16 protein-coding genes are annotated in these 21,537 nt (G+C 66.4%); 7 read left to right on the top strand and 9 right to left on the bottom strand.

What is annotated here, in order from left to right; translation table 11 throughout:
• Nucleotides 1–25: 25 nt before the first annotated feature.
• The 6 genes from ACX1DW_RS06120 (at nt 26) to ACX1DW_RS06145 (ending at nt 8,274) form a co-directional block, all read left to right on the top strand.
• Nucleotides 26–1,942 (top strand): phytase, encoded by a 1,917-nt coding sequence (locus ACX1DW_RS06120; RefSeq protein WP_267932738.1) that lies wholly within the window; start codon nt 26–28, stop codon nt 1,940–1,942.
• 69 nt (nt 1,943–2,011) lie between these two features.
• A complete protein-coding gene (gene tolQ, locus ACX1DW_RS06125) occupies nt 2,012–2,725 on the top strand; it encodes a protein TolQ (RefSeq protein WP_267932739.1) in 714 nt (237 codons plus the stop codon).
• An 11-nt stretch (nt 2,726–2,736) separates the two neighbouring features.
• Nucleotides 2,737–3,198, top strand: a complete 462-nt coding sequence (tolR, locus tag ACX1DW_RS06130) for a protein TolR (protein WP_267932740.1) — start codon at nt 2,737–2,739, stop codon at nt 3,196–3,198.
• Nucleotides 3,198–4,007: an energy transducer TonB gene (locus ACX1DW_RS06135; protein ID WP_267932741.1), complete on the top strand. Its 810-nt coding sequence runs from the start codon at nt 3,198–3,200 to the stop codon at nt 4,005–4,007. The genes tolR and ACX1DW_RS06135 overlap by 1 nt, the downstream gene beginning before the upstream one ends.
• Before the next feature lie 28 nt (nt 4,008–4,035).
• Nucleotides 4,036–5,997 carry a PhoX family protein gene (locus tag ACX1DW_RS06140; protein WP_267932742.1) on the top strand — a complete coding sequence of 654 codons (1,962 nt, stop codon included), beginning with the start codon at nt 4,036–4,038 and terminating at the stop codon, nt 5,995–5,997.
• A gap of 312 nt (nt 5,998–6,309) precedes the next feature.
• Entirely contained in the window at nt 6,310–8,274 is a 1,965-nt protein-coding gene (locus tag ACX1DW_RS06145; protein ID WP_458993002.1) for a UvrD-helicase domain-containing protein, read from the top strand.
• Here ACX1DW_RS06145 and ACX1DW_RS06150 read toward each other — a convergent pair.
• From ACX1DW_RS06150 to ACX1DW_RS06170, 5 genes are all read right to left on the bottom strand, one after another.
• Entirely contained in the window at nt 8,271–9,992 is a 1,722-nt protein-coding gene (locus ACX1DW_RS06150; protein WP_458993003.1) for a protein kinase domain-containing protein, read from the bottom strand. The genes ACX1DW_RS06145 and ACX1DW_RS06150 overlap by 4 nt on opposite strands.
• A gap of 59 nt (nt 9,993–10,051) precedes the next feature.
• Entirely contained in the window at nt 10,052–10,864 is an 813-nt protein-coding gene (locus tag ACX1DW_RS06155; RefSeq protein WP_102841223.1) for a formate/nitrite transporter family protein, read from the bottom strand.
• A 69-nt stretch (nt 10,865–10,933) separates the two neighbouring features.
• Nucleotides 10,934–11,317, bottom strand: coding sequence for a nitrite reductase small subunit NirD (gene nirD / locus ACX1DW_RS06160; protein ID WP_054094951.1), 384 nt, complete (start codon nt 11,315–11,317; stop codon nt 10,934–10,936).
• Nucleotides 11,317–13,875, bottom strand: coding sequence for a nitrite reductase large subunit NirB (gene nirB, locus ACX1DW_RS06165; RefSeq protein ID WP_458993004.1), 2,559 nt, complete (start codon nt 13,873–13,875; stop codon nt 11,317–11,319). The genes nirD and nirB overlap by 1 nt, the downstream gene beginning before the upstream one ends.
• Nucleotides 13,876–14,263: 388 nt before the next feature.
• A complete protein-coding gene (locus ACX1DW_RS06170) occupies nt 14,264–15,022 on the bottom strand; it encodes an SIR2 family NAD-dependent protein deacylase (RefSeq protein ID WP_267932747.1) in 759 nt (252 codons plus the stop codon).
• A 315-nt stretch (nt 15,023–15,337) separates the two neighbouring features.
• On the opposite strand from ACX1DW_RS06170, the gene ACX1DW_RS06175 reads away from it, so the two are divergent.
• Nucleotides 15,338–16,666, top strand: a complete 1,329-nt coding sequence (locus ACX1DW_RS06175) for an oxygen-independent coproporphyrinogen III oxidase (RefSeq protein ID WP_458993005.1) — start codon at nt 15,338–15,340, stop codon at nt 16,664–16,666.
• 8 nt (nt 16,667–16,674) lie between these two features.
• Here ACX1DW_RS06175 and ACX1DW_RS06180 read toward each other — a convergent pair whose 3' ends face one another.
• The 4 genes from ACX1DW_RS06180 to ACX1DW_RS06195 are packed head-to-tail and all read right to left on the bottom strand — an operon-like array spanning nt 16,675 to nt 21,535.
• Nucleotides 16,675–18,171, bottom strand: coding sequence for a methyl-accepting chemotaxis protein (locus ACX1DW_RS06180; protein WP_458993006.1), 1,497 nt, complete (start codon nt 18,169–18,171; stop codon nt 16,675–16,677).
• A 28-nt stretch (nt 18,172–18,199) separates the two neighbouring features.
• The gene (locus tag ACX1DW_RS06185; protein ID WP_458993007.1) at nt 18,200–19,489 is read right to left on the bottom strand and encodes a class I SAM-dependent methyltransferase; all 1,290 of its coding nucleotides are present in this window, start codon (nt 19,487–19,489) and stop codon (nt 18,200–18,202) included.
• On the bottom strand, nt 19,476–20,291 hold the full coding sequence (locus ACX1DW_RS06190; RefSeq protein ID WP_458993008.1) for a DUF1365 domain-containing protein: 816 nt from the start codon (nt 20,289–20,291) through the stop codon (nt 19,476–19,478). The genes ACX1DW_RS06185 and ACX1DW_RS06190 overlap by 14 nt, the downstream gene beginning before the upstream one ends.
• Nucleotides 20,288–21,535, bottom strand: coding sequence for an NAD(P)/FAD-dependent oxidoreductase (locus ACX1DW_RS06195; protein WP_458993009.1), 1,248 nt, complete (start codon nt 21,533–21,535; stop codon nt 20,288–20,290). Before ACX1DW_RS06195 ends, ACX1DW_RS06190 begins: the two co-directional genes overlap by 4 nt.
• Nucleotides 21,536–21,537: the final 2 nt, after the last annotated feature.

The raw sequence follows: 21,537 nt of genomic DNA on the forward strand, positions 1-21,537 counted from the left end.
CCGCGGCAGCCTGAATGGATACACCATGAACGCATTACCCAAAACCCTGTTGCTCGGCCTGTGCATCGCATTGGCGGCCTGCCAGTCCACGCAACCAGATACGCCGGCGAAGTCGGCCCGGCTGAACATCAGCGAACCGCTGCTGGCCGGCCTCGAGTACGCCCAGCTGCTAGACGGCGACGCCCCCTGGGCCGGCGCCGACCGTGTGCAGGTCGATGACCAGGGCCTGCAGCTGCTGGACAAGGCCGGCAATACGCTGGCCCAGCACGCCGGGCGCTTCGAAGGCCTCGACCATCGCCTCGAGCGTCGGGGCCTGCTGCTGGCCACCGTGGAGCGCAAGCGCCAGCAGGCGATGCTGATCGGCCTGGATGACAACCGGACCTGGAGCCAGCCGCTGTATCTGCCGCGCACTACGTTCGCCATCGAGGGGCTGTGCCTGTATCGCGACAGCGCGCGCAACGACTTCGTATTCCTGCTCGGCGAGGAAGGTGTCGGCGAGCAATGGCTGGTGGGCAGCCAGGGCCGCCTGCTCGGTGAAGCACGGCGCGTGCGCGGGCTCAGCCTGCCGCCGCAGAGCACCTTCTGCCAGACCGATGACATGGCCGGGCAGCTCTACGTCAACGAGGAGAACGTCGGCTTCTGGCGCTACCCGGCGGATGCCGAGGCGCCGCTGCAGCGTGAGCCGGTCGATCTGGTCAAGCCGTTCGGCGCGCTGACAAAGGTGGCGGCTGGCATGGCGTTGGTGCCGGGTGGTCTGTTGGCCCTGGATGCCGAAGCGCCGGCGCTGCACCTCTATCGCCAGAGCGAATCGGGTTGGCAGGCGGACGGCGTGCTGCCGCTGGACGGCCTCGATGAGCCGGAACGCATCAGCGCGCGTCGCACCTCCGAAGGAGTCGAACTGCTGCTGGCGGACGAGCAGGGCCTGCATCGCGCCCAGCTGGCGTGGCAGCCACAGGCACTGCCGCATGCCGAACCCATCGTCAGTCTGGCGGCAGCGGTGGAGACCGGCCCGGTGCCCAGTCTGGGTGATGCCGCCGATGATCCGGCGATCTGGGTCCATCCGCGCGATCCGGCTGGGAGCCGCGTGCTCGGCACCGACAAGAAGGGCGGCCTGGTGGTGTACGACCTCGACGGCCGTCAGGTGCAGGACCTGCGTGTCGGCCGGCTGAACAACGTCGATGTGCGCAGCGGCTTCCGTCTTGGCAGCAAGCGCGTAGACCTGGCCGTGGCCAGCAATCGCGATCACAACAGCCTGCACCTGTTCGCCATCGACCGGGCGAGCGGGGTGCTCCGCGATGTCGGCGAGGTCGCCACGCCGCTGAGCGAAATCTATGGCCTGTGCATGTTCCAGGATCGCCAGGGCACCACCTACGCCATCGCCAACGACAAGGACGGCACCTTCCTGCAGTACCGCCTCGATGGCCTGTCCGGCCAGCCGCACGGTGAACTGGTGCGGCGCTTCAAGCTGGACAGTCAGCCGGAAGGCTGCGTGGCCGACGACCGCAGCGAGCGGCTGTTCGTCGGTGAAGAGGACGTCGCGGTCTGGGTGGTCGATGCCCGCGCCGAAGTGCCGGCGGTGTCGGAGCAGGTCATCGGTGTCGGCGGGCCGGTCTACGACGACATCGAAGGTCTGGCCATCTACCACGGCGAGCGCGGCGACTACCTGGTGATTTCCAGCCAGGGCAACGACAGCTACGTGGTGCTCGATGCCCAGGCGCCCTATGCCGTACGCGGCGCCTTCCGCATCGGCCTGAACGCCGAACGCGGCATCGACGGCGCGTCCGAGACCGATGGGCTGGAAGTCACCTCGGCTGACCTCGGCGGCATCTGGAACCGCGGCATGCTGGTGGTGCAGGACGGCCGCAAGCGCATGCCCGAAGGCACGCAGAACTACAAGTACCTGCCCTGGTCGGCGGTCGCCGATGCGCTGGGGCTGGATTGACGTCATCGCCCGGTAACCGACCCGCCATCCAATAGCAGCTGCCCCAGTCGGGGCAGGAGGAAACGATTCATGCAAACGACTCTCGAGCACATGTCCATCTGGGGCCTGATCAGCGAAGCCAGCCTGGTGGTGCAGGCGGTGATGATGATTCTGGTGCTGGCCTCGGTTTCGAGCTGGTACCTGATCATCCGTCGCAGTGTGGCGTTGCGCAGCGCCGAACGGCTGCAGCGCGGCTTCCTGCAGCGCTTTCGGCAGGGCGGCGATCTCGCCCAGCTCTATCGCGAAGGCCAGGCGCAGTCGTTGCCGGATGAGGCCGCGCTGCAGCGCATCTTCCTCGCCGGTTACGGCGAATTCGCCCAGCTGCAACGCCAGCCGGAGATCGCGCCGGATGTGGTGGCGCAGGGTGTCGAGCGCAGCCTCTACGTGGCCGTCGCCGAGCAGGAGGAGCGTCTGGAAAAGGGCCTGCAGTTCCTCGCGACCGTGGGTTCGGTGAGCCCCTATATCGGCCTGTTCGGTACCGTGTGGGGAATCATGAACTCCTTCCTCGGCCTGTCGCAGGTGCAGCAGGCGACGCTCTCGACCGTCGCGCCGGGCATCGCCGAAGCGCTGATCGCCACGGCCATCGGCCTGTTCGCGGCGATTCCCGCGGTGATGGCCTACAACCGCTTCGCTGCCCGTGGACAGACGCTGGTCGGCCGTTACTACGCCTTCGGCAACGAGCTACAGGCGCGCCTGCATCGGCGCCTGCATGCCGCTTCGCCCAACGTCGCCGCAGCCGCCTGAGGAGGACAGCCATGCTAGTCAGGCCACAGCACAAACACGGGCCCAAGGCGGAAATGAACGTGGTGCCCTACATCGACGTGATGCTGGTGCTGCTGGTGATCTTCATGGTCACCGCGCCGATGCTGGTGCAGGGCGTCAAGATCGAGCTGCCCAAGGTCGCAGCCGAAGCGCTGCCAGTGGAGAACGAGCGGCAGATCCTCACGCTCTCGGTAAAGGCCGATGGCGGCTTCTACTGGAACCTGGGCAGCGAGCTGGACATCGACAACCAGACCGACAGCGCCGTCGACCTGGCCGAGCTGCAGGCCAAGGTCGGCGCGATCATCGCCGAGCGCGGCGACACCCAGGTTTATATCCGTGCCGATGAGGCGGCGGACTACGGTCGTGTGGTCGCCGGTATCGCCGAGCTGCAGCGCGGCGGGGTGGTCAACCTGGGCCTGATCACCGAGGCGCCGGCCGGAGTCGAGCAGCCGTGATGATGACCTTCAGCACGCACGCCGCGCATGGCAGCGAAGTTGTCCCGCGCCAGTGGATGGGGCCGGCTGGGGCTGCATTGCTGACCCTCGGGATGCATGCCGGACTGTTCGCGCTGTTGCTCGGCAGTTGGTCGCCAGCGCTGCAAATGCCGGTCGCCACCCAGGTGATGCAGACCCAGCTGATCAGCCTGCCACCGCCAGCGCCGGTGCTGCCCGAACCGCCGGTCGCAGAGCCGGTCGTAGCGCCGCCGCCCCCCGTCGAGGTCGAAGCACCCCCACAGGTGCAGCAGGCCGACCTGGCCTTCAAACGCGCCGAACGGGAGCGCGAGGCCGAGCAGCAGCGCCAGCAGCAGCTGGAACGTCGGCGCGAGGAGCAGCGTCGCCGGGAAGAGCAGCAGCGTCGCCGGCAAGAGCAACAGCAGGAGCGCGAACGTCAGGCTGAGCAGGCGCGACTGGACGCGCAGCGCCGCCAGGCTGAGGCATCGGCACGCGCCGAAGCGGCTGAGCGCGCACGACAGGCTGCAGCGGCCGAGGCTGCCAGCCGGCAGTACCTGCCGATCGCCAAGAAGCCGCCGGTCTACCCGCAACGGGCGCTGGACGCCGGGCTGCAGGGTTCCTGCACGGTCAGCTACACGGTGGGCGTCGACGGGCGCGTGCGCTCGCCCGAAGTGGTCGGCGACTGCCATCCGCTGTTCATCCGCCCATCACTCACCGCCGCCAAGAGCTTTCGCTACCAGCCGCGCATCGTCGACGGCCGCGCGGTTGCCGTGCCCGACGTAAAGAACACCTTCCATTACCGCATCGAATGATGCCGTTACGACTCAGGAACCGTTTTCGATGAAACAGGATTTCACCGATTTTCACGCGAGCGTGGGCGCTCATGACGACCAACCGGTCAATCCGAGCGGCAACGTGCCGTTGCAGCAGGCGATCGATCAACGCCGGCGCGGGCTGCTCAAGGGTGGCCTCGGCCTTGCCGGCATCGCCTTTCTAGGCGGCGGGATGGCCGGCGCGCGAGCTGCAACCCGGAGCGATTCGCTGCTCGGCTTCGAAGGCATTCCGACCCAGCTCGACCCGCACTTCGACCGGGTCGAGGTGGCGCCGGGCTACAGCGCCCGGGTGTTCTTCTCCTGGGGCGATCCGGTGCATGCCGACGCACCCGAGTGGCAGCCGGATGCTAGCGACGATTGGCACGCCCAGGTCAAGCAGGCCGGCGACAACCACGACGGCATGCATTTCTTCCCGTTCCCCGACGCGCCCGACAGCCGTGGTCTCTTGGCCATCAACCATGAATACGTCAACCCGACGCTGCATCCCGACGGCATCACCGTGGTCGACGGCCAGCGCCCGCTGGAGCAGGTGCGCAAGGAGCAGGCGGCCCACGGGTTGAGCGTCATCGAGGTGCGCAAGGATGCGCAGGGCCAATGGCAGCGAGTAATGGATTCACCCTACAACCGCCGCATTTCCGGCATGACGCCGATGGCCATCGCCGGGCCGCTGGCCGGCCATGAGGCGATGCAGACCATGGACGACCCGGAAGGAAGGACGGTGCTCGGTACGCTTAACAACTGCTCCAGCGGGTTCACGCCCTGGGGCACCTATCTGGTCTGCGAGGAGAACTGGCACAACTACTTCGTCAACCACGACGCCGACGACCTTGCCGCGCGCGTCTCGCACAACCGCTACGGCATCGCTGGCAGCGGCATGAGCAAGCTCTACGGCTGGGGCACGGTCGATCCGCGTTTCGATGCCACGCCGAAGGCAGGCCAACCCCATGGCGGCTTCGTCAACGAGCCGCACCGGTTCGGCTGGGTGGTGGAGGTCGATCCGTTCGATCCGCAGAGCACACCGGTCAAACGCACCGCCTTTGGCCGATACTGCCGCGAGTGTTCGGTGCTGTCGCTGGGCGAGGACGGGCGCATGGCGTTCTACTCAGGCGACGACACCAAGGGCGAGTACGTCTACAAGTTCGTTCCCAGCGGCCGCTACGTGCCCGGTGCGGACGCGGCCAACCGCCGCTTGCTGGATGAGGGCACCTTGTATGTCGCGCGTTTCGATGCCGACGGCAGTGGCCAGTGGCTGGCGCTGCTGCACGGCGAGCATGGCCTGACCGCGGAAAACGGCTTCCCCAGCCAGGCCGAGGTGCTGCTCAATGCCCGCGCCGCCGCCGACCGCGCCGGCGCGACGCCGATGGACCGGCCGGAGTGGGTCGCGGTGCATCCCGATACCCGCGAGGTCTACGTCACCCTGACCAACAATGACGCGCGCGGCAGCAAGCAGCCGCTGGACAAGGCCAATCCGCGACCGTACAACCTGCACGGGCAGATCCTGCGCTGGCAGGAAGAGGGCCGCGACCCGACCGCCACGCGCTTCCAGTGGGAAGTCTTTCTGCTCGCCGGCGAGCGCCGCGGTTCGCGCGATGCCCAGGGCCGGCCGGTTGCCGCCAACCTGATCGGCACCATCGACGGCGACTGCTTTTCCTCGCCGGACGGGCTGGCCTTCGATCGTGACGGGCGCTTGTGGATCGAAACCGATTTCGACGATGACGAAGCGGTGATGCAGGCCATGGGCACCAATCAGCTGCTCTGCGCCGATCCGAAAACGCGCGAGGTGCGGCGTTTCCTGGTCGGCCCGCGGGGTTGCGAGATCACCGGCATCACCTGGAGCCCGGACTACCGCGCCATGTGGATCAACGTGCAGCACCCGGGGCTGAGCTTTCCGGCCAGCGACGGCCAGTCACGCCCGCGCTCGTCCACGGTGCTGATCACCAAGGATGACGGCGGCGTGATCGGCAGCTGACGATCACGCCGCCATCATCTGTTCAGGAGCCGCCACGCAGCTGCTTGAGTGCCTGGGCAGCGGAGCGGGCCGTCAGACGTAGTGGAGGTTTGCTGCTGGGTCCATCAGTAGCGATCCGTATCCGGTATGAAGACAGGGCAGGGCTGTCCAGGTGAGAGCTGGTTCAGCTCGGACAGCCGATTGCCCGAGAAGTCGTGCCGGCGAGGCAGGCGATTGCTGGCACCATTCGCTGCTGTTCGTCCTTGCAGCGGCAAGCGTACAGGGAAAAACCCGTACCATATCAACGATATGCAATGCCCACGGTGATTTCCGATGTTTTCTGCCGTCAAGCGTTACAGGGCTCTGGTCGTCGGGGTGCTGCAGCGCTGTTTTCCACGTACCTCGGCCCATCTGCGTGATGAGGACGAGCTGTTGTTTCGTCGCTGGGGCGGTGCGCCCGGCAAGGCGAACAAGGCCGCGGCCAGCAAACGCAAGGGCAAACCTGCAGCCAAGTCAAAGAGCACCTCGGAAGGACCGCCGCGTGCCGCCGCCAAGCCGCGCAAGGCGGCCGTTCAGGGCATCTATGCGGCTGCGCAACTGAAGGTTGAGGATGCGCAGGTCCAGGCGATGCGCGTCCGCGTCGAGCAGGCGGTGGCTGCCGGGATCATCAGCGCACCGTCGCAGGAGCAATGGGCGATGATCCTCAGCCGCAGCCCGGTGACGCGAATCTTCGCCGGCGCCGGCTCCGGCAAATCCACCACCTTGCTGCTGCGGGTGGTGTTCATGCTCTGCCATATGGGCGTCGAGCCTGGGCGGCTGACAGTCATTTCCTTTACCAATGCCTCCTGCGCGCAGCTGCGCGAACAGCTGGTGCGGGTGCTCGGCTTCTGGCAGGTGCCGTTCGATGCGCAGCAGGCGCGCCAGTGCGTGCGCACCTTCCATTCGGCCATGGCGCAGCTGGCGCGTGAGGTGCTGGCCCGGCCGGTGTGGTTCGAGCAGCTGGACGACAAGGCCGCCGCGGCGGACGAGCCGGACAACCCGCTGGCCACCGCACGCCTGCGTCCGGCGCAAGTTCGCCTGCTCAAGCAGGCCTATCAGCAGTGCTACGCCGAGCAGGCGACATTCCGCGAACGGGTGCATCGGCTGCTCGACTTGCCTGCGCCGCCAACCGAGAGCGAGCAGGGCAAGCGCGCTGCCCCGAAAGCGCCAGGGGATGCCTTCACCCTGGCCGGCGAGTTCACGCCACTGCCGCTGTACGAGGCCTTCTACGCCCAGGCTGGGTTTATCGAGAGCATCGGCATTCGCATCGACCAGTTGCAAGCGGCCAGATTGCAGTGCGCGTCGCGTGAAAAGGATTTCATCGAGGCGCTGGTGAGCTTCCATGGCTACTTCAGAGCGGCGTTGCGAGAGCAGGGGCTGCTGACCTTCAACGAGGCCTTTCAACAGCTCACCGAGCGCCTGGGCTCAGGCTCCGATATGCCAAAGGCCAGCCTTGCCCCGTTCGAGCACCTGCTGATCGACGAATTTCAGGACATTTCCCCGCAGATCGTCCAGTGGCTGCAAGCGCTGCATCGCCAGCTGGCGCGACAGAAGGTCGGCCCGAGTCTGATGGCCATTGGTGACGACTGGCAGTCGATCTACGGCTGGCGCGGCAGTTCGCCGGAGTTGTTCATGGACTTCGACAAGTACTTCCCGCGGCGTGGCGCCAAGGGCAGCGAGACGCTGCTGCTGGAGACCAACTACCGCTCCATCGAGCCGGTGATTCGCGATGGCGAGGCGGTGCTGGCCGGCGTGCAGTTCAAGCAGATCAAGACCAGCCGGCCATGCAAGCCGACGCAGCCCGGCGACCACGGGGTAAAGCTGGTCACCGGTTTCGAGCTGAACAAGGGCCTGCCGAAGCTGATCGAGGCGATCACTGCGCAGTGCGCCCATGTGGCCGAACGGCAAAGCCGCGAACGCACTGCCGTGCTGCTGCTCAGCCGGCGCAACGAGCCGCTGCGGACCATTCAGGCGCAGCTGGACCGCAAGCTGCCGGTCAAGGCCTACACCATCCACCGCGCCAAGGGATTGCAGGCCGAGGTAGCGATCATCGTCGACGACTGCGCCCCGGTGCAGCCGCACCCGCTGCGCAATGCGCTGTATGCCTACTCGGGTTTCTTCCGCAACAGCTATGACCAGGCCATGGCCGATGAAAGCCTGCGCCTGGGGTACGTGGCGATCACCCGCGGCGTCAGCCGGGTGTTCTGGTACACCCGCAAGCCTCAGGGTGCCACGGCACTGTTGCGCCAGCGCGGCTAGCGCAACAGCAGCGCGACGACTGTACCGGCCAGCAGCAGCGACAGGCCCTTCCAGAACAGCAGCGGATTGCGTTCCAGCAGCGGCAGGCGGGCCCGGTTGAGAAACGCCGGGTTGGGCTGGCGCAGCTCGAAGACGAACTCCGACAGTTCGGCATAGCGCCGCGCCGGGTCGGGATGCAGCGCCTTGCCCAGCACTTCATCGATCCACGCGGGGATATCGCGCTGCGCATGGCGCAGCGGCTGATAGCACAGGCGTTTCTGCGCTGCAGTGGTGCGTGCCCTGGCAACGTCGGCGCCGTAGGGCAAGCGACCGCTGAGCAGCTGATAGGCAATCACCGCCAGCGAATACTGATCCGAACGCGGCGTGCCGGCCTCGCCGAGGAAGTATTCCGGCGCGGTATAGGCGGCGGTGCCGAGCAGGTTGTCCTGCGTGCCCGGCGCATTGCGCTCGGCGAGCCCGGCGACGCGGGTCGAGCCGAAATCGATGATCTTCAGGGTGCCGGTGGCGTCGATCATCAGGTTCTGCGGGCGCAGGTCCTGGTGCAGCATTTCCAGGCGGTGGAAGGCGCGCAGGCCGCGGGCGATCTGCTCGACGATGCCGCGCACGGTTTCCAGGTCCGGCTGTGGATGGTCGAGCATCCACTGCGCCAGCGTCTGGCCATCGATAAATTCGCTCACCGTGTACAGGTAGCGGCGCTGCCGCGGTGGCGGGCAGGCCTTGACCACATGAGGATTGTCCAGGCGGCGGGCGATCCACTCCTCCAGCAGGAAGCGCTCCAGATAGGCCGCGTCGCCCCGCAGATCCATCGACGGCGTCTTCAGCACCACTTTGGCGCCGCTGGCTTCGTCGACGGCCAGGTGCACATGGCTGCGGCTGCTGATGTGCAGCTCGCGAACGATGCGATAGCCGTCGAACTGCATGCGCGGCTCCAGCAGTGGCGGCAGCGCCAGTTCGCCGAGTTGCCGCTGCACGTCGTCGACGGTCTGCTCCGGCAGGCTGTCGATGCGTACCAGCTGTGCGGTGAGGTTGTCGTCGCTGCCGTTGGCCAATGCCCGCTCGACGATCCGGCGCGCCGCCAGGTCGAGGTCGTCGTCATGCTCGGCGACGAGCTGCGCCGCATCCCGCGCGCCGATGTGCTCGTAGACGCCATCGGTGGCGAGCAGGAACAGATCGCCGACCGCCAGCGGCAGGGTGCGGTAGTCGATCTCCAGGTGCCGGTCGATGCCCAGCGCGCGGCCGAGGTAGCTGGTATCGGCCGACACGCGCACGCGGTGATCTTCGGTCAGCTGTTCGAGGCCGCCGTCGCGCATTCGATAGATGCGCGCATCGCCGATGTGGAACAGGTGCGCGCTGGCGGACTTGAGCACCAGCGCGCTGAAGGTGCAGACATAGCCGCGGTCGCGGTCATAGCGGTGCGGGCTGTGGCGGGTCTGCGCATGCAGCCAGGAATTGATCGCCACCAGCACCCGCTGCGCCGACTGCTTCACCGACCAGGCGTCGGAGGTGCAGAAGTAGTCGGAAAGAAAGCTCGCCACCGCGGTTTCGCTGGCGATATGGCTGACCTCGCTGCTGCTGATGCCATCGGCCAGTGCAACGGCGATGCCCTTGCTGGCGAGCTGGGCGTCAGCGGGCACGCAGGCGCCGTGAAAGTCCTGGTTGGCCGGTTTGCGTCCGCGGTCCGAATGCTGGCCGAGGGAAATGGCGAGTTGGCTGGGCATCTTCATCTGCGCAAAAGCCCCGGCGCGCATGCGAGCCGGGGCCTTCGTTCACTCCAGGGTCAGTAGACGGTGCGCTTGGGTGCGGTGCGCACATGGGTGGTGTAGAGCGTCAGGCCGGTGAAGGCCAGGCCGCCGACCAGGTTGCCCAGTGCGGTGGGGATTTCGTTCCACAGCATGTAGTCCATCACCGAGAAGTCGCCGCCCATGATCATCGCCGAGGGGAACAGAAACATGTTCACCACCGAATGCTCGAAGCCCATGAAGAAGAACAGCATGATCGGCATCCACATGGCGATGACCTTGCCGCTGACCGAGGTGGAGATCATCGCGCCGACCACGCCCATCGAGACCATCCAGTTGCACAGCATGCCGCGCAGGAAGATGGTCGCCCAGCCCGCTGCGCCGAACTCGGCGTAGCCCAGTGTGCGCGCCTCGCCGATGTGCGAGATCTTCTCGCCGATCGGCCCCGGCTCCGTGGAAAAGCCCATGGTGAAGACGAAGGCCATCATGAAGGCCACGGCCAGCGCACCGCCGAAGTTGCCCAGAAATACCCAGCCCCAGTTGCGCAGTACACCGCCGACGGTTACCCCGGGGCGACGGTCGAGCAATGCCAGCGGGGTGAGCATGAACACCCCGGTCAGCAGGTCGAACCCCATCAGGTAAAGCATGACGAAGCCGACGGGAAAGAGCATGGCGCCGATCAGCGGTGAACCGGTCTGCACGGTGATGGTGACGGCGAACACCGCGGCGAGGGCGAGGATCGCCCCGGCCATGAAGGCGCGGATCAGGGTGTCGCGGGTGGACATGAATATCTTCGATTCACCGGCGTCCACCATCTTGGTGGCGAACTCCGAAGGGATTATGTAGGACATGGCGGATGCTCTCGAGTAGTGGGCAGAAACTTGCAAGTTGTGGGTTGTGCCGCGTCGCCGGCGGCGGATTCAGGCGACGGCGATTTCCACGGCATCGCCATTGAGGCGCACCGGCCATACCCGCAGGCTTTGTTCGGGGTATTCCAGGCAGCTGCCATCGGCCAGGCGGAAGTGCTGCTTGTACAGCGGCGAGGCGATCACCAGCTCGCCCTTGAGGCTGCCGACGATGCCGCGGCCGATGACGTTGGCGCCGGACTTGGGGTCGCGGTTGTCGATGGCGAACAACTGTTCGCCTTCGGCGTTGTCAGGCAGGTGGAACAGCGCCACCTGGGCGCCTTCGTGCCAGGCCACTACACCGGAATTGGCGACCAGATCGGCACGGCTGCACAGTGCCTGCCAGGCCGCCGGGGCTGCGGAACGGGAGTCGAGACGAACGACGTTGGACTGGCTCATCAGAGCACCTCCTGGGTAAGTGGGATCAGGTGAAGTTCGCTGGCGCGTACCGGCCGACGCTGGCCGCGCTCCTTGACGAAATGGATGTCGGGGTCGCCGCGGCCGTCGTTGACGAAGGTGCGGAAGCGCTTGAGCTTTTCCGGGTCGCTGATGGCGTTGGCCCACTCGCACTGGTAGCTGTCGACCACGTGCTGCATCTGGCTTTCCAGCTCGGCGGCGAGATTCAGGCTGTCGTCGAGGATCACGGCCTTGAGGTAATCGAGGCCGCCTTCCAGGCTCTCGCGCCAGACCGACGTGCGCTGCAGCTTGTCCGCGGTACGCACGTAGAACATCAGTACGCGGTCGATGATGCGGATCAGCGCCTCGTCATCGAGGTCGGTGGCGAACAGCTCGGCGTGCCGCGGGCGCATGCCGCCGTTGCCGCAGATGTAGAGGTTCCAGCCTTTGTCGGTGGCGATCACGCCGATGTCCTTGCTCTGCGCCTCGGCGCATTCGCGGGTACAACCGGATACGGCGAACTTGATCTTGTGTGGCGCACGCAGGCCCTTGTAGCGGTCCTCCAGGCGCAGCGCCATGCCGACGCTGTCCTGCACGCCGTAGCGGCACCAGGTGCTGCCCACGCAGGATTTCACCGTGCGCAGGCTCTTGCCGTAGGCGTGGCCGGTCTCGAAGCCGGCGGCGATCAGCTCGCCCCAGATGTCCGGCAGTTCGTGCAGCTGAGCGCCGAATAGGTCGATGCGCTGGCCGCCGGTGATCTTGGTGTAGAGGTCGTATTTCTTCGCCACCTGGCCGATGGCAATCAGCCCCTCGGGCGTGATCTCACCACCCGGGATGCGCGGCACCACCGAGTAGGTGCCGTTCTTCTGCATGTTGGCCATGAAGGTGTCGTTGGTGTCCTGCAGCGGAATCAGCGCCGGATCGGTGATCGGCTGGTTCCAGCAGGAGGCGAGGATCGAACCCACCGTCGGCTTGCAGATGTCGCAACCGACATGCCCGCGACCATGCTTGGCCAGCAGTTCGGCGAAGCTCTGGATGCCCTCGACTCGGACGATGCCGTACAGCTCCTGGCGGGTGTAGGCGAAGTGCTCGCACAGGCTCTTGTCCACCGCCACGCCGCGCGCTGCCAGTTCGGCGTCGAACACCAGCTTGAGCAGGGCATTGCAGCCGCCGCAGCCGGTGGCCGCCTTGGTCGCGGCCTTGAGCTCGCCGAGGTCGGTGACGCCAGCGTCGACCTGGCAGCACACCGCGCCCTTGCTGACGTTGTGGCAGGAACAGATGGTCGCGCTGGCCGGCAGGGCGTCCGGGCCAAGGGTCGGAGCGCCCTCGGTCTGCGGCAGGATCAGCGCGGACGGATCGGCCGGCAGCTTGATGCCGTTCTGCGCGTACTGCAGCAGGGTGTCGTAGTAGCTGTTGTCGCCGACCAGCACCGCGCCGAGCACGGTCTTGCCATCGGCGGATACCACCAGACGGCGATAGCTGGCGGTCGCCTCGTCGATGAAGCGGTAGCTGCGCGAGCCCGGGGTCGCGCCATGGGCATCGCCGATGGAGCCTACATCGACGCCGAGCAGCTTGAGCTTGGTCGACATGTCGGCGCCGTAGAACGGCTCGTGCGGTTTCTCGGCCAGCTGCGCGGCGACACTGCGCGCCATGCTGTAGCCCGGCGCGACGAGGCCGAATACGCTGCCGTTCCAGCTGGCGCATTCGCCGATGGCGAAGATCGCCGGGTCCGAGGTGCGGCATTCGCTGTCAATGACGATGCCGCCGCGCGCGGCGATCTCTAGGTCCGCGACTCGGCCGAGGGCATCCTGCGGGCGGATGCCGGCGGAGAACACGATCAGGTCGGTTTCGAGAAACTCACCATCCTGGAAAACCATGCGGTAGGCGTGTTGCTCGCCGGCGACGATTTCCTGGGTGGCGCGCGACAGGTGCACACCGACGCCCAGCGCCTCGATGCGCGCCTTCAGCGCCGCGCCGCCGGCATCGTCCAGCTGCACCGGCATCAGGCGCGGGGCGAACTCGACCACGTGGGCTTCCAGGCCGAGCGACTTCAGCGCGTTGGCCGCCTCCAGGCCGAGCAAGCCGCCGCCGACCACCACCCCGCGGCGTGCGCCGCTGGCGGCAGCGCGAATGCCATCGAGATCCTCGAGGGTGCGGTAGACCAGTCGCGAGTTGCCCTCGGCACCTGGAATCGGAGGTACGAAGGGGTAGGAGCCGGTGGCGAGGATCAGCTTGTCGTAGGGCTGGCGACCGCTGCCGGTGACCACTTCCTTGCGCTCGCGGTCGATCTCCAGCACTTGCTCGCCCAGGTGGACCTTTACGCCGTGGCTGCTGTAGTAATCGGCATTGCACATCGCCAACGATTCGGCATCGCGGCCGCCGAAGTACTCGGACAGGTGCACGCGGTCGTAAGCGCGCTGGTGTTCCTCGCCGAAGACGTGCACGTCGTAGCGGGCGAGGGCGTCCTGTTCGATCAGCTGTTCGATGCAGTGATGCCCGACCATGCCGTTGCCGACAATGACCAATGTCTCGTGCTTGAGCGGGGTGACGGTTGAACTCATAGCCTTTCCTCTCGAGCGGCTGCGGCACGCGGCCGGCAAAACGCAAAAAGGCGCCTGGAGCTTGGGGTCAGCTCCAGGCGCCTTTGCCTGGTTTCAAATATGTGTGGGGGCGATTGGCCTGGCGTCGTTGCCTGCGTCACCCGGTCCCGTGCCTGCTGGCAGGCGGTCGTCGGTGACCGCCTGGGACGTGCTGCCGTGGTGGCAGCTGTTGCAAGGGATTTTGCAGGTTGCGTGCCAGCTGCGTTGGTGCACCGCTGCAGGCCACAGTTGGCGGGCCCGCGCGGGTTTGTCTGGGGGTTGATTCGCAGCCTGCCGCACGAGGCGGCTGAACCACTTCGGTGCGACAGGCGCTATACGCTCACTGCTTTGGGGCGATCTACATGCTGCCTTAGCTACCGAAGGCCTCGCGGAGCAGCTGCGGTAATGCCTGCCCGGCGGGCAGTGCGAGCAGGTGTTCGCGGCGGCCCTGCGGCGCGTCACCCTGCGGGTTGATATGCACCACCGTGGCGCCGGCGTCGCGTGCCCGATGTGGCACCTCGGCGGCGGGGTAGACCATTCCGGAGGTGCCGACCGAGAGCAACAGGTCGCAGTCTTGTGCTGCGGCGAAGGCGGCGCGCAAAGCATCATCCGGCAGGCTCTCACCGAACCAGACCACGCCCGGCCGCAGCGATCCGCTGCAATGAGTGCAGCGTGGCGGCTCGAGACGACGCCCGCCTTCCGGCTCGTCGGGCACGGGCAGCGGCTCGGCCGGCTCGCGAGCGCAGTCGAAGCAGCGCGGCCGGTGCAGGCTGCCGTGCAGGTGGATCACCTCGCGGCTGCCGGCGCGCTCGTGCAGGTCGTCGACGTTCTGCGTGATCAGCGTGAGCTGCGGCACATGGCGGGCCAGCTCGGCAATAGCCTGATGCGCCGGGTTTGGTTGTGCCTTGGCCACTTGCATGCGCCGCCATTCGTACCAGCCCCAGACCAGCGCGGGGTCGCGACGGAAGGCTTCCGCTGTGGCCAGCGCGGCGGGGTCGAAGCGCTCCCACAGCCCACTGAGCGCGTCGCGAAAGGTCGGGATGCCACTTTCGGCAGAGACGCCGGCCCCGGTAAAGACGACGACACGGGTCGCCGCAGCCAGCGCCGCGGGCAGCTCGGTTGCTTGCATGTTCGGCTCCTGTCAGCAGAGTAGGGCTACCAATACCACCTGCCGCGCGTTTCCCAAAGCCCGCCGGCCAGCGCCGAATGCGTGGGGTGTCGCCGGCTTTCTGACCGTCCGGCTGATGGTTGGCGCCATTTGTCACCTACTTGACGGGGGTCAACGCCGCCCGTAGCGGCTCACGGATGATGCGTCCAAGGCGGCCGTGAGCGTTGTTGCGCCGGCCTGAAACGCCACCACCGGCGTAGTCACCAGCTGTGGCAATGCGGCTGGCGATGAAACTTCAACGGCTGCAAAAGCGCTATTCGATGCCGGGAGGCTCTTATGCTTGGCTCAGTGAACTGGGACGACGGCCTGGTGCAACGTTACGGTCAGATCGGTCAGCTGCAATGCGGCTATCCGGCCGTGTTCGATTTCACCGACCGCATCGCGCCGCTGGACCTGCTACGCGCGCTGCGAGAAAGTCGGCGCGCCGGTCGGCCGTTGTCGCTGTCGGTCCGGCAGCCCGTCGGGTCAGCCCTGCCGGCCGACGATGCGGCTGCGTATCAGCTGAGCCTGCAGCATGAGATCGAACAGCTTGCCTGCCATGTCGGGCCGTCCCAGCAGGTCGAGCAGTTGCGCCTGTCTGTCGGCACGCTGGGTATCGCTGCGCTGCGCCGGCTGGTCGGCGTGCTCAAGGCCCGCTTCCAGCTGGCCGAGAGTGGCGCGGCCAGTTTCACTGCCGAAATCGAGTTGGCGCACGCCGACTGGCCATTGATCGGTGCGCTGCATGAGCTGGGCTTCAACCAACTCAGCGTCAGCGTTCCGGACCTGCGCGCCGACGACGGTGGCACGGTGGCCTACTTCCGCAGCTCCGCGCGTATTCGTGCGGTGATCGAGGCGGCGCACGCGCTGCACTATCGCTCGGTGAACCTGGATCTTGGCTACGGCCGGTCCTGGCAGACACCGGCGAGCTTCGCCCGCAAGCTGGCCTCGATCATCGAACTCGCGCCCGATCAGGTGACGATGTTCGATTACCGTGATGCCGCGCCGGTGGGCGGCAGCCGTCTGGGGTTGGCCTCGATTGCCGATACCCTGGCGATGTACCGGCATGGTGTCGAGCAGCTCAGCGCGGCCGGCTATCGCTACATCGGCCTGGGCAAGTTCGTTCTGCCGCATGATGACCTGGCCATGGGGCAGGAAATCGGCGTGCTGCACCACGACGTCGCCGGCTACACGCTGCACGGCGACTGCGATCATCTCGGCATTGGCATCAGTGCCATCAGCCGCATCGGCGAGCTGTACTGCCAGAACGCCGATACGCTTCCCGCCTATCAACGAGCCATCGAGCAGGGCCAGCTGCCCAGCGCCAGTGGGCTGCACCCGCTTCATCTGGACCGTCTGCACCGCGCGCTGTTCGAGCGCCTGGTCTGCACCTTCGAACTGGATTTCGCGGCGCTCGCCGCACAGCACGGCGTCGATGTCCGCCAGCGCTACGCGCGGCACTGGCCCGCGCTGCGGCGACTGCATGCCGATGGCGTGATCGAGCTGAACGACTACGGGCTGCGCATACCGTCCCATGCGCGCCTGCTGGTGGCCGCGGTATGTGCGGCCTTCGAACAGTTCGACGCCGAAGCCATCGGCAGCTCGGCCGGGCGCGGCTGGCACCGCTGAGAGCGGCCTCACTGCACGATGAAGCGGGCGCCCAGGCTTCCGAGACGGGCTGCCAGTACATGCAGCTGACGGCCATCGTTGTCCAGCTGACTGGCACCGTCAGCATTGCGCTCGGCGACCTGCTGCACGCTATGCAGGTGCCGACCGACATCGGCCGATACTGCAGTCTGTTGGTGGGTGGCCGCGGCGATCATCTCGTTCATCCGACTGATCGCTTCGACCTCGCTGGCGATAGCATCCAGTAGCGCGGTTGTCTGCTGGCTGCTGCTGACACAGCGGGCGACGCTTGCGCGGCTGTTCTGCATGGCCTCGGTGGCCTTGCGACTGCCGTGCTGCAGGCGGCTGATGATTTCCTGGATCTCGGTGGTGGAGGCAGCGGTCTTCTGCGCCAGGTTGCGCACTTCGTCGGCGACCACGGCGAAGCCGCGACCCTGGTCGCCGGCCCGTGCGGCTTCGATGGCCGCGTTGAGCGCCAGCAGGTTGGTCTGTTCGGCAATCGTACGGATCACTTCCAGCACCCGGTCGATCTGTGCCGATTGCGTGGCCAGCTCCTGCACCACGAGCTCGGTGCCTTCGATGTGTTCGGCGAGTGTGCCGATCTCGCTGCGCACGCCGCTCACTGCACTGCGCCCCTGGCCGGCCTGCTGGCTGGCGCCCTGCGCGGCCTGTGCGGCGCGGTCGGCATGGGCGGCGACATCATCGATGGCTACCGCCATCTGCCGCATGGCTTCGACGATGTAGGCGGTTTCGTCGAGCTGTCGGCTGGCACCGTCGCGAAGCTGGCGTGTCGCCTGGCTCAGGCTGGTGGCGGTGCCGCCGAGGCCGCCGGTGTCGCGTACCACCGCACCCACCAGGGCACCGAGCTGGTCGAGCAGCAGGTTGAAACGGCGCGCTACCGGCCCGCTGACTTCGCTGCGGTGACGCAGGTCGATGTGCTCCGGGTTTGCGCTGATGGCTCCGGCCGTGCTCAGCAGGGCATCGCCCTCACGGGCTTCGGCGTTGGCACGAATGGCCAGGTAGATCAGGATCGCGCTCTCCAGCACGACATAGAAGGCATGCAGGAATACCGCAGGCCAGCTGCCTTCGGGCATCAGGTACACGCCGGCACCTTGTTGCTGCAGGGCGAAGAAGCCGAGGTGATGCACGGCAATGGTCGCTGCCGCGACCACGATCGGCAGCCAGTCGCGGTAGTACACCAGGAACGCCAGCAGGGCGAAGATGCCGAAGTGCATTTCCAGCATGCCGTGGGCTTGGTTGATGTGCAGCGCGGCGAGCACCATGAACGCGGCGCCGATCAGGCAGCGCAGCAGGCGTGTGCCGGGAATGAGCAGGTACAGCGCGGTGAGCGCGATCCCGGTAAGGCCTCCGATCACCAGGGCCTGGGCCCAGTTTTCATAGAACACCGCGATCGCCAGGCCGTACGCCACCAGAAACCAGATGACGCCGAGCATGATGCGGTCGGCCTTGAGGTAATACGCTTGCAACGTGACGCTCTCGCTGCTCATGAAAGACTCCGGTAGGTAGGCGCAGGTGTTATCGGGTCTCGGCGCTGCTGCTTGACGCTACATAGAGCGGTTTCCGACGAGCGCCCGGTTTGGCCAGCAGCAGCTGCGCAGTACCGATGGCGCGCTCGAGGAAGCCGCCTTCGCAGTAGCACAGGTAGAACTCCCACAGCCGGTAGAAGTAGTCGTCGTAGCCGTGGCGCTCCAGCTCGCCGCGGGCGCGGCGGAAGTTTTCGTGCCAGAGGCGCAGGGTGCGTGCGTAGTGCTCGCCGAAGTCCTCCATGTGCAGCAGGTTCATGTCGGTGTCCTGCGACACCACGTTGAGCATGCGCTGCAGCGAGGGCAGGGCGCCGCCGGGGAAGATGTAGCGCTGGATGAAGTCGACGTTGCGCCGTGCCTGCTCATAGCGCTGGTCACGGATGGTGATGGCCTGCAACAGCATCAGGCCGTCGTCCTTGAGCAGCCGCGCGCACTGGCGGAAGTAGGTCGGCAGGAAGTCGTGGCCGACGGCCTCGATCATCTCGATGGACACCAGCTTGTCGAACTGGCCGTCGAGATCGCGATAGTCCTTCAGCAGCAGGGTGATGCGGTCCTGCAGGCCCTGTTCTTCGATGCGTCGCTGGGTGTAGGCGAACTGCTCGCGCGACAGGGTGGTAGTGGTCACGCGACAGCCGTAGTGGGTCGCAGCGTACAGCGCCATGCTGCCCCAGCCGGTGCCGATCTCCAGCAGGTGGTCGTCGGGCTGCAGGTCGAGCTTCTCGCAGATGCGCTCGAGCTTGTGCAGCTGTGCCTGCTCCAGATCCTGCTCGGGGCTGGTGAACATCGCCGCAGAGTACATCATGGTCGGGTCGAGAAACTGCTCGAACAGCTCGTTGCCGAGGTCGTAGTGAGCGGCGATGTTGCGTTGCGAGCCGCTGCGGGTGTTGCGGTTGAGCCAGTGCAGGGCCTTGATCACCGGCTGGCCGAACAGTGCCAGGCTGCCGCGCTCGATGTTGTCGAGCACATCCAGGTTGGCGACGAACAGGCGGATCACCGCGGTGAGGTCCGGGCTGTGCCAGTAGCCATGGATGTAGGCTTCGCCGGCGCCGATCGAACCGCGCGCGGCGATCAGGCCCCAGGCGGCACTGTCGGTCACATGGATGTCCGCCTTGAGCGGGCTCGCCAGATCACCGAACAACTGGCAGACATCGCCATCTTGCACGCGCAGCAACCCGTGACGCAGGTGCTCGAGCTGATTCAGCACGGTACGGCGCAGCAGGCTGCTGGCCAGGCCCACGCCGGCCAGCGGGCGGGCTTTGACGGTCAGGCTAGGGCTTTTCATGATGGTCTCCGGAGGGTTGCGTGACGGCCAGCCCGTAAGAAGTCGCGGCGGGCTGGTGGGTGAAGATCGGCGTGCGCTTGAGCAACAGGCGCAGGGCCTGCCAATAGATGGCCAGCAACGTCTTGCCGGTCATCCAGGGGAAGCCCAGCAGGTAGCGGTATACGGCGCCGCGGGTCAGCGCCTCGCGCTGCAGGCCAAGGGTGGCGTCGAACAGCTTGCGGTCGCCCTGCCAGTCCTCCATGTGCACGCCGATGCGCTGGCCGGGCGGGTTGAAGCGCATGCGGTATTCCAGGTCGCCGGGCAGGAACGGCGACACATGAAAGGTCTTGGCTACCGAGCAACGCAGGTTGCGATTGCCGCTGGCCGGCAGCACGTAGTGATAACGTTCACGCCAGGGCGTATTGCTGACTTCGCAGAGCACGGCAGTCAGCTGCTCCTGCTCGTCGAAGCAGTAGAAGAAGCTCACTGGGTTGAAGCACAGTCCCCAGCTGCGCGGCTGGGTCAGCAGGCGCACGGCACCGCTGACAGGTCGACCCAGCGCCTCGCTGACACGTTGGCGCACGGCATCGGCCAGGGCGATGCCCTGGCGGGTGTATTCGGGCAGATAGTCCTGCTCGCGGAAGGACAACGGCGCGAACCGACCGCGGCCGGTCAGGGCGGACAGACCGAGCACGGCGTCCTGCTCGGCGAGGTCCAGGTACAGCAATCCCATGCGGTAGCTGAACGCATGCACACGGGGCGCGAAGCGGCGATGCTGCACCCAGCCGCGGTACAGCGCGCTGTGTTCGATGACGCCGCTCACAGCATTTCTCCGAAGGCGCCGGCCACATGCAGGGCGCTGACCACGCCATCCTCGTGGAATCCATTGCCCCAGTAGGCGCCGCAGAAATAGCTGTGGTTGGCCCCGAGCAGCTCATCGGCGCGGGCCTGCGCTGCGACGCCAGCCAGGCTGAACTGCGGGTGATCGTAGGTAAAGCGCGCGAGGATCAGCTCGGGATCGATGGCCTGGGTCTGGTTGAGGCTGACGCAGAAGGTTTCCGGCGCCTCGATACCCTGCAGGATGTTCATGTTGTAGGTCACAGCGGCGGGCTGCTCGCTCGGCCCGCCGAGTCGATAGTTCCAGCTCGCCCAGGCGCGGCGGCGTTCGGGCAGCAGGCGGGTGTCGGTATGCAGCGCCACGTCGTTACTGGCGTACTCGAGCGCGCCGAGGATCTCCCGTTCGGCGCGGCTCGGCTCGGCCAGCAGGCGCAGCGCCTGATCGCTGTGGCAGGCGAAGACCACCTTGTCGAAGCGCTCGGCACCCGCGGGGCTGTGCAGCGTCACGCCATGGGCATCGCGCAGCACTTCGAAGACCGGGCAGTTGAGGCGGATATGCTCGCTGAAGCCCTTGGTCAGTGGTGATACATAGGCCCTCGAACCGCCCTCGATCACGTACCACTGTGGCCGCGCGCTGACCGATAGCAGCCCGTGGTTCTTGAAGAAGCGGATGAAGAACTCCAGCGGAAACGCGAGCATGTCTGCCAGCGACATCGACCAGATTGCCGCGCCCATCGGCACGATGTAGTGGTCGATGAAACGCTGACCGTAACGGCCCAGTTGCAGGTAGGCGCCCAGCGTCAGGTGCGGGGCGATGCGACCGTTGCGATAGTCATCCAGAGCTTCGCGATTGAAGCGCAGGATGTCGCGGATCATGCTCCAGAACGCCGGTGAAAACAGGTTGCTGCGCTGGGCAAACAGCGTGTTCAGGTCGTGCCCGTTGTATTCCAGGCCACTGATCGGGTCGCTTACCGAGAAGCTCATCTCGGTCGGTTTGTAGCTCACGCCCAGCTGGCTCAGCAGCTTGATGAAATTAGGGTAGGTCCAGTCGTTGAAGACGATGAATCCGGTGTCCACGGCATAGTCCTGCCCGTGCACGCGGACGTCGACGGTATGGGTATGCCCGCCGATCCAGCTGGCCGATTCGAACACGGTGACCTGATGCTGGCGGCGCAACAGGTGTGCACAGGTGAGGCCGGCAATGCCGCTGCCGATGATGGCGATCTTCATGC

Source organism: Stutzerimonas sp. KH-1, from assembly GCF_054483855.1.